The 14,064-nt window shown below is 53.8% G+C and carries 9 protein-coding genes and 1 pseudogene; 4 read left to right on the top strand and 6 right to left on the bottom strand.

Features of this window, described 5'->3' with window-relative positions:
• The first annotated feature begins 411 nt into the window (after nucleotides 1-411).
• Nucleotides 412-3,072, top strand: coding sequence for a hypothetical protein (locus ACP2YO_RS19855; protein ID WP_426442339.1), 2,661 nt, complete (start codon nucleotides 412-414; stop codon nucleotides 3,070-3,072).
• A 304-nt stretch (nucleotides 3,073-3,376) separates the two neighbouring features.
• Nucleotides 3,377-4,252: pseudogene (locus ACP2YO_RS19860) on the top strand (UDP-glucuronic acid decarboxylase family protein); the annotation flags it as partial.
• 21 nt (nucleotides 4,253-4,273) lie between these two features.
• Here ACP2YO_RS19860 and tnpC read toward each other — a convergent pair.
• The 5 genes from tnpC to ACP2YO_RS19885 all read right to left on the bottom strand — a co-directional run bounded on the left by tnpC (nucleotide 4,274) and on the right by ACP2YO_RS19885 (nucleotide 9,694).
• Nucleotides 4,274-5,878: an IS66 family transposase gene (tnpC, locus tag ACP2YO_RS19865; RefSeq protein WP_426443212.1), complete on the bottom strand. Its 1,605-nt coding sequence runs from the start codon at nucleotides 5,876-5,878 to the stop codon at nucleotides 4,274-4,276.
• Nucleotides 5,879-5,951: 73 nt separating this feature from the next.
• The gene (gene tnpB, locus ACP2YO_RS19870) at nucleotides 5,952-6,296 is read right to left on the bottom strand and encodes an IS66 family insertion sequence element accessory protein TnpB (RefSeq protein ID WP_426433797.1); all 345 of its coding nucleotides are present in this window, start codon (nucleotides 6,294-6,296) and stop codon (nucleotides 5,952-5,954) included.
• On the bottom strand, nucleotides 6,293-6,679 hold the full coding sequence (locus ACP2YO_RS19875; protein ID WP_426435284.1) for a transposase: 387 nt from the start codon (nucleotides 6,677-6,679) through the stop codon (nucleotides 6,293-6,295). The genes tnpB and ACP2YO_RS19875 overlap by 4 nt, the downstream gene beginning before the upstream one ends.
• Nucleotides 6,680-6,933: 254 nt before the next feature.
• Complete coding sequence (locus ACP2YO_RS19880; RefSeq protein ID WP_426442340.1) at nucleotides 6,934-7,986, bottom strand: glycosyltransferase family 2 protein; 1,053 nt, start codon at nucleotides 7,984-7,986, stop codon at nucleotides 6,934-6,936.
• Nucleotides 7,987-8,467: 481 nt separating this feature from the next.
• Nucleotides 8,468-9,694 (bottom strand): glycosyltransferase family 4 protein, encoded by a 1,227-nt coding sequence (locus ACP2YO_RS19885; RefSeq protein ID WP_426442341.1) that lies wholly within the window; start codon nucleotides 9,692-9,694, stop codon nucleotides 8,468-8,470.
• 31 nt (nucleotides 9,695-9,725) lie between these two features.
• Here ACP2YO_RS19885 and ACP2YO_RS19890 point away from each other — a divergent pair, with 31 nt between their 5' ends.
• Nucleotides 9,726-11,072: an oligosaccharide flippase family protein gene (locus tag ACP2YO_RS19890; RefSeq protein WP_426442342.1), complete on the top strand. Its 1,347-nt coding sequence runs from the start codon at nucleotides 9,726-9,728 to the stop codon at nucleotides 11,070-11,072.
• Nucleotides 11,073-11,086: 14 nt separating this feature from the next.
• Here ACP2YO_RS19890 and ACP2YO_RS19895 read toward each other — a convergent pair whose 3' ends face one another.
• A complete protein-coding gene (locus tag ACP2YO_RS19895) occupies nucleotides 11,087-12,253 on the bottom strand; it encodes a glycosyltransferase family 4 protein (RefSeq protein ID WP_426442343.1) in 1,167 nt (388 codons plus the stop codon).
• 551 nt (nucleotides 12,254-12,804) lie between these two features.
• Between ACP2YO_RS19895 and ACP2YO_RS19900 the strand changes: the two genes are divergently transcribed.
• The gene (locus tag ACP2YO_RS19900; protein WP_426442344.1) at nucleotides 12,805-13,869 is read left to right on the top strand and encodes an IS630 family transposase; all 1,065 of its coding nucleotides are present in this window, start codon (nucleotides 12,805-12,807) and stop codon (nucleotides 13,867-13,869) included.
• Nucleotides 13,870-14,064: the final 195 nt, after the last annotated feature.

Here is a 14,064-nt window from a genome sequence, read left to right on the forward strand (position 1 = left end):
AGCGTCGCCGGCTCCACGCCCGGCTCGACTCGGATGCGCGCTCCACCCATCTCGATCTCGATTATCCCGCAGGCCCTGGCTGGCGGCGCGGCCAACGGCTACCGTTGACTGGCGGGAGCCAGCTACTACGGTTCAACTATTTGGAGGAGGTTACTGGCGTGTTGAATACGGGAAGGAATTTGCCGCGCTCAAATGCTAGTACCTACTATTGATGGAACATGAGTCGTCAGGATGCTTCCCAAAGCAAGACAAGTCTGCATCCCGACGGGCGTCTCAAAGGCCGACGTATCACTCAGCTTCGATTCCGGGTACTAGGATAAACCGCGTCGGATTGAGTTTGACAATTGAACAAAGCTGTTGAGCTGGAAATAGCGCATGACCGACTGCACGTGAACTTAATGGAACAAGGCGTTGAACAGCAAACTGAACCGTCGAAGGTTTCTTAGAGTTTCCATTACCGCTCTTCTTGCCACTAACGGTGTAGGGGAGAGTTTCTTTATATGCGAGGCGGGAGAGGCGTCTTCCTGGCGTGATTTAAAAATAGGTGGAGGAGGCCAGTTAATCGGTATCAGCCAATCGGACGATGGCATCTCGACAATCGTCAACACCGATACGGCAGGTGCATTTCGCCTGAACACAATGACCCAGCTTTGGGAGGAGCTTATCGGTCTCGATACGATGCCGGACGGATTTACGCTGCCTTCTAAACCTGAGCAGTATCACTATGGTTATTACTGTTATGCGATCGAGGTTGCGCCCAACAATAAAGATATAGCCTACATGATCTATGGCAATCCAGGCCGAGGTAGATCATGGTTCTTTAGATGCTCTAACCTGACCTCATCCACGCCAACGTGGGTACAGTGTAAAGAGTTTCCAAATGTACCGTTTCAAGATAGTAATAATGAGAGCAACTGGCCGTCAATTGGCCCGAAGATGGCGATCGACCCTTTGAATGCTGATGTTTGTTATGTTGGCTTTGAAGCTGTGTCTGGTGTGGTTCATCAGCCTATCGTTACATTTGATGGCGGAATGACATTCCATATCGTGATGAGTATTCCCGCTGCCTCTCCGCCCGGGAATGCCAGCGTGGGCGGGTGGTGCTTTGATCGCGCTAGCGGCGTTACGACGGCGATGATCTTTGGGCACGCAGGCGTGCCTAGGCTGAAAATCATTTGGGTTTGTTCGTCGGGAAACGATGTTTACAGGTCAACTGATGGTGGCCTGACTTGGGCGACCGTTTCTGGTCCCCAAACCACGGATTACTATTCCATGACGATCGATCGGCATGACGGGACAGTCTATCGCGTCCCGAGGGATTATTCGGGCTTCTACGTTTATCGATTTGGAAAATGGTCCGCGAAAATTGATCCGTTCGGTGCCGGCGCAAATAATAGCGTTGTGTGGGTTGCACCGAATCCGGCCAGCTCAGGGAAGCTGGCCGCGGTCCGCTGGAACGGTAACGTGAAATGGTCGTCTGACTGGGGGACTACCTTTGTAGGCACATCACTAAGCCGCAAATCAACTAGCGGCGATGTATTTTGGATGTCAGCCAATTCGTCTGCGGCCCACTATATCGGAGTGGGTCAGGCAATGTACGATAATGTGGCTGAGAATAAACTCTGGGTCAACGACGGCATCGGGCAATGGTACACGACTAGTAGGTCCGGAGACGCTTTCTACAGGTCTGCCACAGCAGGAATACAGCAGATAGTAACGAACAAGATCTGCTCTCCTTGGATCGCGGGCAGCAAAGTAGTAGTCGCAAGTTGGGATCGGGCAGCGTTTGTTGTTGATGATCCGGAAGAATACCCGACCACCTATGCGCCGTTGCAGGGGAGTACGAACGACATTCATATGGGATGGGATGTTGATTGGGCATCAGCTGAGCCAACTCGATTGGCTCTTCTCGACACGTGGGGTACAGCTACACGAAATAATTCCGCTATGTCGACAGACGGTGGAGCAACATGGAGACAGTTCGCAAACTTCCCGTATTATCCAAAGATGGTGCACGCCGGCGGAGGTATCGCTGTCTCCGACGCGAACCATTTGGTCGCCGCTCTGGGAAATAATGGGCCGCTAGTTTACACAAAAGACGCCGGTGCGAGCCCCTGGGCGGAGGAAACCCTGAGCAGGTGGGGAGGGCGAGCGGCGAATGCAGCTTTTCCTGTAACTATCACGGGGACTCGGGCTGCTACCGCGAGCGACAAGGGCGCGACGATGGGTTGCGTTGTCTGCACGTGCGCATCCACCCAAGGATTACGGGACGTGGATATTATTCCAAATGGTTCTGCAACCACCATCGCTGACATCGGTGCCCGTACCAGCAGAATTACCGTTTTGAATGATACGGATTTCACCGTTAACGATTGCATCTGGAAATCAAATCAAAGTGGCACCGTATTCGTCTATATCTGCACAGGCAATGCTTTCGCATATTACCTCAATCAGCGAATGGTATGCGCCGATCGCAAGGCGAGTAACACGTTCTATTATGCCAACAGTAATCCCACTAATGCTGGTGGTGGTGTTTATCGGCTGAGTTTCCCAAACGATTTGTTCACTATTGAGCGAATGCGTTCTACTCCGCTGCCGTTGTCAGGGGCGAACTCGAAACTAAGATCAGTACCGTTCAACGGGATAACCGATACCACTGGTCACTTGTTCTATACGGCTGGGCCGCAGAATAGCTCGGCGTTGTATTTCAATCGCAGTGGAGGTGCGGATGGCCGCGGCATGTCAGGTTGGGTTACTGTCGGGAGGGGACCCAATTTAGTTGGTCAAACTTGGGATGTCGGATTTGGCAAGACAAAGCCTGGGAACGATTATCCTAGCGTGTTTATTTATGGGTACGTAGGCAATGGTCCGCTTGGCGTTTATCAGGCAAACTCGACGGCTGCGGATTGGGCTAGCAACCTGATCACATGGAACTTGATCGGCCGCATCTCGGACTTTCCGCGCAAGTTTCAGACGGACCTCTGCCACTGTATTGAGGGTGATGCGAATACTTATGGACAGGTTTACGTAGGTTTTGGTGCTTGTGGCCCGATGTATCGCAGGCCAAGTTGACGAGTTCTATTTCAGTTCGTGCAGTGCCCGCGACATGCGGGCTCGTTCCGTTAGGAAACGGTGGTGTTGCTATTTGTTCCGAGGCGTCCTCCCGGTATGCTTAAATAAATAACATAGAGCGATCGGCTCGACGGCGGCCCACGTTGGCAACCTTTGGGGGTGTGCCCACAACCCTTCACCTCTCATTGTAGAGAGACGAAGCTGCGGGCGACAAGCTTGAAAATTTACCAATGGTGGTTACGGTGTTGGAACGAGCGACCGAACTTCCGTGTTGCCGAAAGAATGTGATGGTTGGGTAGAGAACATGGTTGTTCAGAAACTGCGCCGATATAGCACTCGAAAGCGAGTTTTGGTTACGGGCGGAGCCGGTTTTCTGGGCTCTCATCTGATCGACCGCCTCCTTCTAGCTGGAGACGAAGTAGTCTGCGTGGACAATCTTTTTACAGGCATGAAACGAAATATCGAACATCTGCACGATAATCCTCGTTTTGAGTTCATCCGACACGATGTTACGTTTCCCCTTTATATTGGAGTCGATGAAATCTACAACTTGGCGTGCCCGGCCTCTCCGATTCATTATCAACATGATCCCGTGCAAACGACGAAAACATCGGTGCACGGGGCAATCAATATGCTAGGTCTAGCTAAGCGGCTAAAATGTAGGATACTGCAGGCGTCCACCAGCGAAGTTTACGGTGACCCCGCCATTCATCCGCAAACTGAAGACTATTGGGGTAACGTTAATCCGACGGGAGTGCGCTCTTGATATGATGAAGGTAAGCGCTGTGCCGAGACGCTGTTTTTCGATTACCACCGTCAACATGGGCTCGAAATCAAGGTCGCCCGAATTTTCAATACGTATGGACCACGTATGCATCCCTCCGATGGAAGAGTGGTCTCGAACTTCATTGTTCAGGCGCTGAAGGGTGAGCCTCTAGCTCTTTATGGGGACGGGTATCAAACTAGGTCGTTCTGCTATGTCGATGACTTAATTGATGGATTAGTGCGCCTGATGGCTAGCCCCGCCGACTTCCCTGGCCCAGTTAATCTCGGAAATCCCGACGAGTTTACGATGCAAGAACTGGCCGAGCTCGTGCTCGCCGAGACAGAATCTTCTTCTTCGATCGTGCTACAGCCTCTCCCCGAAGACGATCCTCGGCAGCGCCGGCCTGATATTTCGTAAGCGTGTAGCCGAAGCCGTTCAGGCTCTGAAGTTCCACGGCATGAGGGCATCGATCTGAGTGATCGGCCACCGGTTCGCGATGCGCTCGAGCGTTTGCGTGAGCCAGGCGAGTGGATCGACGTCGTTCATTTTGGCGGTCTGCAGAAGCGTAGCGATGGTCGCCCAGGAGCGGCCGCCACCATGGCTACCCGCGAAGAGCGCATTTTTTCTTGTGATTGCCTGGGGTCTGATGGTCCGCTCGACGATATTGGAGTCGATCTCGATACGACCGTCGCTCAGAAAGCGCTCGAGTGCGGCGCGTCTGGATGTGGCATAGCGGATCGCCTCGGCGAGCTTGGATTTGCCGGACAGACGCGGCAGCTCCTTCTCCCACAGATCGAACAGCGCCGCAACGATGGGGGCGGACCTTTGCTGGCGCGCATTCAGCCGCGTCTCAGGATCCTGGCCGCGGATATCGGCCTCGATCTCCCACAGCTCGACCATGGTGGTGACGGTCTGTGTCGCCAGGCGCGAGCTCTCGTTGACGTGAAGCTCGTAGAACCGTCTCCTGACGTGGGCAAAGCACGCTGCAAGCCGCACTCCCTCGTTGGCGCCCGCCGACCTGGCGAGCCGATTATAGGCGGCATAGCCATCGACCTGGAGGATGCCAGCAAAGCCTGCCAGATGGCGCTCGACGCATTCGCCGCCACGGCTGTCCTCGAAGCGATAAGCGACCATCGGTGGACCGATGCCGCCAAACGGCCGGTCGTCACGGGCATAAGCCCACAGCCAGGCCTTTTGCGTCTTGCCGGATCCGGGAGCGAGCGTTGGCAGGGTCGTCTCATCGGCGAAGATCCGTTCGCCTTGCTTGACCTTTTCCAGCACATAGTCGGCCAGCGGCTGCAATTCGAAGCCGACCTTGCCCATCCACTGCGCCATCAACGAGCGGTCCAGCTCGACCCGATCGCGGGCGTAGATCGCTTCCTGCCGGTAAAGCGGCAGCCCGTCCGCATATTTGGAGACGGCAATCTGGGCCAGAAGCGCTTCAGTCGGAAGGCCGCTCTCGATCAAATGGGCAGGCGCTGGCGCCTGTACCACGCCGTCGCGGTTGCGATAGGCGTATTTCGGGCGGCGCGTGACGATCACGCGGAACTTCGCCGGCGTCACATCCAGCCGCTTCGACACGTCCTCGCCGATCAGCACCTTCTCCAGCCCCTCGCACCCGGCAGGAACCTCCGGCTCGATGACGATCTCCACCCGCTCCAGATGCGCCCCGAACTCCTTGCGCGGCCGCGGCACGCGTTTCGGCATGTCCTTGCCGCCAGCCTTGGCCAGTTCGGCTTCAACCGCCGACACGCCGGTCTCAATCTCCTCGAACACGAAGGCGATCTGCTCCGTGCTCAGCTTGTCGCTGCGCAAGCGTTCCGAGCGCGTGCCGTAAAGCGTGCGCTCCAGCATTTTGACGATCGCCGTCAGCTCCACGATCCGCGCATCGGCGGCCTTGTTGATCGCCGTAAGATCGGTGTTTGCAGCGGCAATGCGGCTGTTCTCGGCCTCGATCGCCGCCCGCTCTTCCGCCAAGGCGACGATCAGCGCGTGGGCTTCGGCAAGCGTCGTCGGGAGCTCTGTAACGGGCGTCGTCATCGTCGCCATCACAGCAGAGTCGCCGCCACTCTTCCAAACTTTTCAGCACCCTGATTCAATTCGCCGCAGCTTGTCAGCCTACCGTTTCTGGGCGCTTCACAACCACCGGACGCACCTTCGTCCAGTCCAGCCCGTCAATCAGCGCGAGCAACTGCGCATGGTTCAGCTGCACCCGGGTCGGCGCAATCCTCGGCCAGCAGAACTTTGACTCCTCGAGAGTCTTGGCAAACAGGCATACCCCGCTGCCGTCCCACCAAACCGCCTTGATCCGATCCGCCCTTTTCGAACGGAACACGTACAGTGCTCCGCTGAAGGGGTCGGCCCCACCATCTCGAACCAGCGCCATCAAACCCGTGGCTCCCTTGCGGAAGTCGACCGGCGTGCTGGCCACGTAAACCTGAACACCCGCCGGGATCATGCCTGCCGAACCGCCCGGATCACAGCAGCAAGCCGCCCCGCCTCCACATCTCCACCAACGCGCACCACGACATCGCCGATGACGATTTCCACCATCTCCCCCGCCATGGTCTCAAAGCGCGCGAACTTAACCGATCGGTCTCGCGCCCCAGAGAGCGGCGCCACCATTCCCGAGGCCAGCGCCTTGCGTCGCCACGCAAACAACTGCGATGGATCGATCCCATGACAGCGCGCTATCGCCGACACGTTCGCCCCCGGCGCAAACGTTTCCCCGACGATGCGATCCTTCTCCTCCCGCGACCAGGTGCGGTAGCTCCGCCCGGGACTCACCGAAAGCCGCTCGGCCGCCGCTGTGATAACTTCGAAATTCTTGGTATCAGACATATGTTCGCTCTCATGAACTCCTGGGACAAATCACCAGGAGATTCTCTGACAATCGAACATCATCCGCTACGTGGGATGACCTACACGCTTACGATATTTCTCTTGCCAGTGCCCAACTAAATTGGGAGCCGAGCGTTCCGTTGCGCGACGGATTGAAGCCGACGACGGAGTATTTTCGTTCTTTCCTTACCGGGAGTTAGGTGGCTCATCCGACTCGGAGGCCAGCCGTCTGAACCACCATGGGTGCGGCGGCTTTAGGTTCGTCCCCAGTACCTGAATGCGCGTCCTTTTCGAACATCTCGGATTGCAGCTACGAAAACAGCCGCGTCCGCTAATGAAGCCAGCGCGGATACTGGCAACAGGCGCAGCTTCCCTGCGAACGACAATCCTTTGAGTCGTAACCAGCGACGGCCCCACCAGCTGGCTGGTAACAAACGCCAGCCTCTTTGGTGCACCTGCTCCGCAATATATTTTGGTAGCCATTCGGAATCCAGTCGCGTCCACATTTCCATCAGCGTCATCGCGCTCAGGCCCGAACTAGCTTCCTTCCAGAACCTTTCAAAAAGAATCATATTAACGATTGAGCTAGAGACGATCCATTTTTCATGCTTAAAGAGCTCATAAGCTGTCTGTACCGACTCAAAGATATGAGCCGCTTTCGTGTCGAGCACGATCCGGCTTGGGTTCTCGGGGTGCGTGAAGCCGTCTGTGAGCAGTAGAGCGCGCAGAAACCCGTCCTCTCCCGTGATAGCCTTCGGGAGCCAAATGGGCCGCAAATTTACGCTGTAAGCACAATAGAGCTGGCCACATAGAGGGACATCGCTTGCTGATAAATTTGGCATAGCAGCAATCAAAAGACGTTGGAGCAGGGTGCGTCTTGAAAGAAGCTCAATGTCCTTAATGGGACGATCAACACAAACGACTGCCTCCGAACTTCGATCCAGCGTTGTGACCATCGACGACATGGTATCCCGCTGCAAGATTTTTATGTCAGCATCCATGAGGAACAAAATGCGGGCTTGGTCCGAGCTAAGCTTATGCACGAAGGTGTTCCAAGCATTAGCCTTCCCGGCGACGGTAAGCTCTTCAACTCGTGCCGATCCGGTTTGAGACCAGACGCCGCTATAATCAGAAAGTAGCTGCTGAGCCACAGCGACCGTACTGTCCGTGCAACCGTTCGCGACGATCACTAACTCGATATTGAACTTCTGAAAGATGTCCTGTTGAAACAGCGTTTCCGCTGTCGCCTTGAGGCGAATGGCTTCATTATGGGCCAAGAGTCCAATAGAAATCTGACGCAGGCTCACCTTTTCCTCCGCGCAATGCGCTGAACGCTGGCGCTGAGTTAATATCTAACGCCTTAAAATGAAAAAGTGGCTCTTGCTGATACCACTTCCTGAGAAAGTGCGAGTTGAAGAAAAACAATGTGCGATGGCTGCCATCCGAAAACGGCAGGTGCCGGAAGCACAGGGCTACGCTTTAGTTTCCATCCTTTGCTGACAGCCTTGTAGATGTTAATAGTCAGTGGTTCAACGAGATCAACCTTTGGAATTAAAGATGGCGGGCATTCACTGGCTGCCGTACCTTGCGATCGGGTGTTCACTAATCGTTTTTATCATTGGAGTCATAATCTGGCGTCAGATTGATAAAATGGACAAGTGAGGCTCCAGAAGCGTAGTGTCGTAGGCTGTGATCTTGCTTAACAAGCACGCGTCGGAGACGCAGATCATCGGGCGTCTGAAGGCGTCAGATATCAAGGTGGCCGTCAACTTGGGAGGACGACACCGATTATGCAGATGATCTCGGACCATTGCTCGAGTGATCGGAGGCAGAACGACTTGATGGTTTGCGTTGATCCCTATCGGATCTAGCTGATACTTCCCTTAAGAAGTGCTGGTATTGCTCGGCCACTTTATTCCAAGCGAATTTGGCTGCTCGCTCGGTACGCAAAAGTCGCTTGTCCTTCGTCTCTATTCTCGCAACGCCGATTTGCGCGGCAATCAGCGCAGGATCGTCTTCCCTAATGAGGTGTTCGGAGTCGCCAACGATCCAGCGCGTTCTTGAAGAATCAAACCCAATGATAGGAAGTCCACATGCCATCGCTTCTAGGAAAACGTTTCCAAACAATTCAATCTGCGACAGATGCAAAAAAATGTCGCTCGATTGATATAACATAGGCATGTTATCGGGCGCGAGTTTCAGTCGTGTAAATCGGTTTGGCAATAGTTTCGACGCTAAGCGATCGATTTCATCACGCAGCGGTCCGTCACCGGCGACAACCATATGGGCGTCCGGAATCTTACTTACCGCCTCGATTCCCTGTTGTACACGTTTGGTGGGATCCAAAGCACTGACCATCAAGATGACTAATCGCTGAGGCGGCAGCCCTAATTTCTCTCTCTGGCTTGGTCCGGGCTTGAAGCGATCACAATCAACGCCGTTGGGGATTAAGCTGCAACGCCATCGAGCTCGATTTCTTTCATAATAGTCAGGGTTGGTGCAGATCAGTCCATCGCAGCTGAACAACCGGTTTTCCGAGTTGCGAGCGTACGCCGGCCAGTCTCCGTTTTGGGTCACAAACACGTGGGCTGGCCTAAATCCGGAAAGAGGAGGGCGTCGCAATCCTAGGCTGGTGAAGGGAAAGCTGCATGTGAGGGTCACGTCGTATTGGGCGGGTCGATAACGCTGCAATAAGCCAGGAAGAAATGTGAGATCTTCATAGGAAAATTCATTTCGTAAACCAGGCACGAAAGGAAACGATTCAAAGAATTCTCGGGAGATGCTTCTGGCGTGCAAAAATCTATATGGTGCAGCCTTATGAGCCAATCCCGACCCGATCAAAGTGACGTTCTCGCCCAATTTGGCGAGCTCTCTTGCGACGGAAATGAAGGCCACCTCCGCTCCTCGATTGAAGAGATGTAGCCCTGGTAACGCAAAAAGTATTCTCATGTTCTTCTTGGCGGTTTCGCTTGTGTAGATATAGATATTCTGGTCCCTTAAGGCTTCGCGGACCAAGCGAACGCCCGGCGCAAAAGTTTATGACCATATGAGACTGTCGCGTTTAGCACTTCTGAAAGGCGCAGGTTGGACCATTGCCGCATACGGTACCACTCAATTCCTTCGTGTTTTAACAAATCTGGCGCTTACCCGGCTTCTAGTACCCGAAATCTTCGGGCTAATGGCGATCGTAAATAGCGTGAAGACCGGCATTGATCTGATTTCCGATGTTGGAATAGAGACGAACATCGTCCATAATAAGGAGGCAGGCAAATCCAAATTCTACAACACTGCTTGGTCACTACAGATCGTTCGGGGCCTCGTGCTGTGTATTGTTTGCGCCGCAATCGGCTATCCGTTAGCCGGGATATTTGGAGCGCCAATTCTCAGAATGCTTCTTCCCATCGCGGGGCTTTACCTGGCGATTGGTGGATTTGTCTCTGTAGGACGAGCCCTTGTTCAGAAGGAGCTCGATTTTGCAAAGATAAACGTGTTTGAACTGACGATTGAATCCTTCAGCTCGGCCATTTTCATCGTTTTTGCCATCGTTAGCCCCACCGTTTGGGCTGTTATCCTTGCTGGCCTCGTGGGCGGCATCGCTCGCATGATAGGCAGTTATTTCCTACAATCGTCAATTCGACATAGGTTTTACATTTCGAAGAAGTATGCAAAGGAGATTCTTAATTTCGGTAAATGGATATTCCTTTCGTCTACCGTTTACTTTTTCTCGATTAGCTTTGACAGGCTTTATTTGGGCAAGGTTGCGCCCCTGGCGCTTCTCGGGATGTACGGTATCGCACGAGCCTTGTCGGAACCGTTCGGCGCGCTCATTGTAAGAATTGGAAACTACGTCGTCTTTCCAACTGTCGCTTCATTTTCGGGCCTGCCGCGGCGCGAGGTACGAAGCGGATTGGGGCCAGCGCGCCTCGGCTTTCTATCGTTGGTCGTAGGCGGACTTGGTTTCTTTGCGGCGACTGCCGACTTAGTCGTTAGCCTTATATATGACCAGCGTTATCAAGCGGTCGGTTGGATGCTTCCGTTTTTGATCCTCGGCACGTGGTTTTCGATTGTTAGTTCACTTAATGAATCGGTCCTCCTAGGAATTGGCAGGCCAGCGTATGCTGCCGCGTCAAATGCTGCTAAGCTAGTTTACATATTGATCGCGCTTCCAAGCGGATTTGCATCTTACGGCATGACTGGAGCAGTCATTGTGATGGCAGTCGCCGATCTTGCACGCTATATCCCTTCGCTCATTGGCATGCTTCGTGAGGAACTTTCCTTCGCGAAACAGGACGCTGGTTTGACGCTAGCTTTGATTGGGGTCACGTTTGCCTTCGAATGGCTGCGGTGTTCCATCGGTCTTGGACTGTCCTTTAGCAATTCGTTGCTGCAATAAGTATTCCATCGAGACTACAATCTGGGCGCGAGCATATGACTGCGCAACCAAGGCGACGAAATACCCTCATTCACCCAGGATCGCAGCATGGTCCTCCAATCAGCCGGCCCCTCAAGTGCCTTCCACGTACGGGGGGCGGCCGCTGACAATCGAGCATACAGTGCTGGGTCGGATAGCGTCGTCGCGATTGCCGCTGCGAAAGCCGCGCTATTTCCAGCTGGGAAAACGCTAGCGTTTTCACCATCTATCATCACAGAACGAAACATTGGGTGGTCGCTGCACACAATAGGCGTCCGGGATGAAAGAGCTTCAAACATGACGAGCGGAAAACCTTCAGTGTAATGTGTTCGGCTGGGAACAACTACCAGATCGGCACTCCTCATTATTCGGAAAACCTCGTCATTGCCGATAAGACCGAAAAAAGAGAACGAGTCAGCGACGCCCAACTTTCTAGACAGAATCCGCATTGCCTCGATGTCACCAAGTCCGGCGAGCGCGCAATGAATCTCAATGTTGCGGCGTCTCAGCAGTGAGACGGCATGAATTAGATCAGATACGCCTTTCGCTTCAGTAATTGAGCCTACATACACGAGTTCGAACTGTGAGCTAGCCTTAAGCACCTTGGGTTCGCAAGATGTCGGCGCGAACGGGTGGCTAATATCCCAAGCGATAAGCTTGGATCGTTCAACTCCGATTTGGGCTAGGTGCTCGGTTGCCGGAAGACAATGGTTGGAAACAAATTCAAATTGATCATCGTTCAGAAGTTTGACGATCTTTCGACGTTCTAGTAGAGATTTTATTCCTCGTTTGTTGTAACTGTTCGCTAGAACGGCAATGGCGCGCCGGTTCGACGCAACCACTGACTGCAATAATTCCTGATTAGGAAAGTGCGCGATAATGCATTCAGCTCTATCTTCTTCAACAGCGGCTTTGAGTAGGGAAGGTGTCGAATAATTTGCCGCGCCGAGATTGACAACTCTCAGACCTTTCGCGGGCCGGTCGTCGGTAGCCTTTGCTGTAACGAAACTATACAGATTCACTTCGTGTCGCTCTTCCAATAGGTCGCGGACTAGGCGAGCAACTTCATTATGTGTTTGATAGATCTGCTGTTCGCCGCGCTGAAAACGGTGCATGACATCGAGAAAATCACCCGCAAAAAAATAACACGAGACAACGGTCAAGCGGATAGCTCCATCGGCTTTACGAGCGTGCAAAGCTTACAATCTTCGTTCTTTCCATTCACAGAATGTATCCTCCTTTTCTCGATCATTCTTCTTCGCGGTTAAGCAGGACCGCGCGTTCGGTGGCGACGATTCGAACAGTTCAGCTGAAGGCAAAAAGCAATCTGCAGTCCATTTGCGTCCCCCAGAGCGGTCGATGCGGGGCGGATTTATCGAGTTCGACGATTAATACGAACGAGAATGACAAGAGCTGCGATCAGCCAGGATCCAAATACGATGGAATAAATCCAAAATTGGGCTGTTTCCATGTTTGCTAACAACGTTTGATTGTGAATTTCGAGTTTCGGTAAACAAGCGAGGTTAAGATCGTCATGACTGCTGGCGGATGCGAGACATGAATACTTAGCAAGGTGAGTAGTAACACTTTCGTCAAGTGATTTTGGCCGACCGATTTACAGGACTTTCGGGTCGTGGTCGGCGAAGCACGGTTTATGGTAGGGTAACTAGTACCCTCTTTTTTCTTAGAGCGTGAGTCGTGATTCAACATCTGGATGATACCCGAAGCAAGAGAAGTCCAGCTTTCGAAGAAAGATCGCAAGGTGCTTGAGGCCTGTTGCCGTTATCCGGTGACATTGCAGCGTGATTTGAAGCGGGCACGGATTGTTCTGTTGGCGGCGGACGGGCGTAGCACCCGCTCGATCGTCAAGGAAGTTGGAGTCCAGCCGCGGATTGTCAGCCTTTGGCGGCATCGCTATGCCGACCATGGCCTTGAAGGGCTGCAAGACAAGCCGCGGCCGGGCAAGCAGCCGATCTATACGAAGACCACCGACAAGCGGATTCTGAAGCTGCTGGACAAGCCGCCGCCGCAGGGGTTTGCGCGCTGGACCGGCCCCCTGCTGGCCGAGGCGCTGGGCGATGTCGATGTCCAATATGTCTGGCGTTTCCTGCGCAGCCACAAGATCGACCTTGTGGCTCGCAAGTCCTGGTGCGAAAGCAACGATCCGAACTTTACGGCCAAAGCCGCCGATGTCGTTGGCCTCTATGTCGCGCCGCCCGAGAAGGCCATCGTGCTGTGCGTGGACGAGAAGCCCTCGATCCAGGCTTTGGAGCGAGCGCAGGGTTATCTGAAGTTGCCCAATGGCCGCGCCTTGACCGGCCAGAGCCACGACTACAAGCGGCACGGCACGACGACACTATTTGCAGCGCTCGAAGTCGCCACCGGAAAGATCATCGCAGCGCATTCGAAACGCCGTCGCCGCGTCGAATTTCTCGACTTCATGAACAGCGTCACCAAGGCTTATCCGGGCCGCCAGCTTCGCGTCATCCTCGACAATCTCAACACCCATAAAAAGAACGAGGACTGGCTCAAGGCCCATCCCAACGTGCAATTTCATTTCACGCCGACAAGCGCGTCCTGGCTCAATCAGGTCGAAGTATGGTTCTCGATCTTGCAGGGGCAGTCGCTCAGCGGCACCTCCTTCACCAGCCTCAAGCAGCTTCAGGAACACATCGATGGCTACGTTAACGCATACAACGATAGAGCCGAGCTCTTCGTCTGGACCAAGAAAAAGGTCCGTCAACGCCGTTTCAAAGGCCGCCGTATCACTCAGCTCTGATTCCGGGTACTGGGGTTGTATTATGCAAAGGTACGAGCCGTCAGAATGCTTCCCAAAGCAAGACAAGTCGGCATCCCAACGGGCGTCTCGAAGGCCGACATATCACTCAGCTTTGGTTCCGGGTACTAGAATATCTTGCGGTTGTGCAGTCCGTTAGAGCAACCCTGGCTTTATTATGCCGCCAAGAGTGCAAAA

The sequence above is a fragment of the Bradyrhizobium genosp. P genome, from assembly GCF_049949265.1.
GTDB lineage: Bacteria > Pseudomonadota > Alphaproteobacteria > Rhizobiales > Xanthobacteraceae > Bradyrhizobium.

Coding starts and splice junctions, on each gene's coding strand:
- tnpC (WP_426443212.1), bottom strand. CDS start 5,878: ATGACGACGCCCGTTACAGAGCTCCCGACGACGCTTGCCGAAGCCCAC.
- tnpB (WP_426433797.1), bottom strand. CDS start 6,296: ATGATCCCGGCGGGTGTTCAGGTTTACGTGGCCAGCACGCCGGTCGAC.
- ACP2YO_RS19875 (WP_426435284.1), bottom strand. CDS start 6,679: ATGTCTGATACCAAGAATTTCGAAGTTATCACAGCGGCGGCCGAGCGG.
- ACP2YO_RS19890 (WP_426442342.1), top strand. CDS start 9,726: ATGAGACTGTCGCGTTTAGCACTTCTGAAAGGCGCAGGTTGGACCATT.
- ACP2YO_RS19900 (WP_426442344.1), top strand. CDS start 12,805: ATGATACCCGAAGCAAGAGAAGTCCAGCTTTCGAAGAAAGATCGCAAG.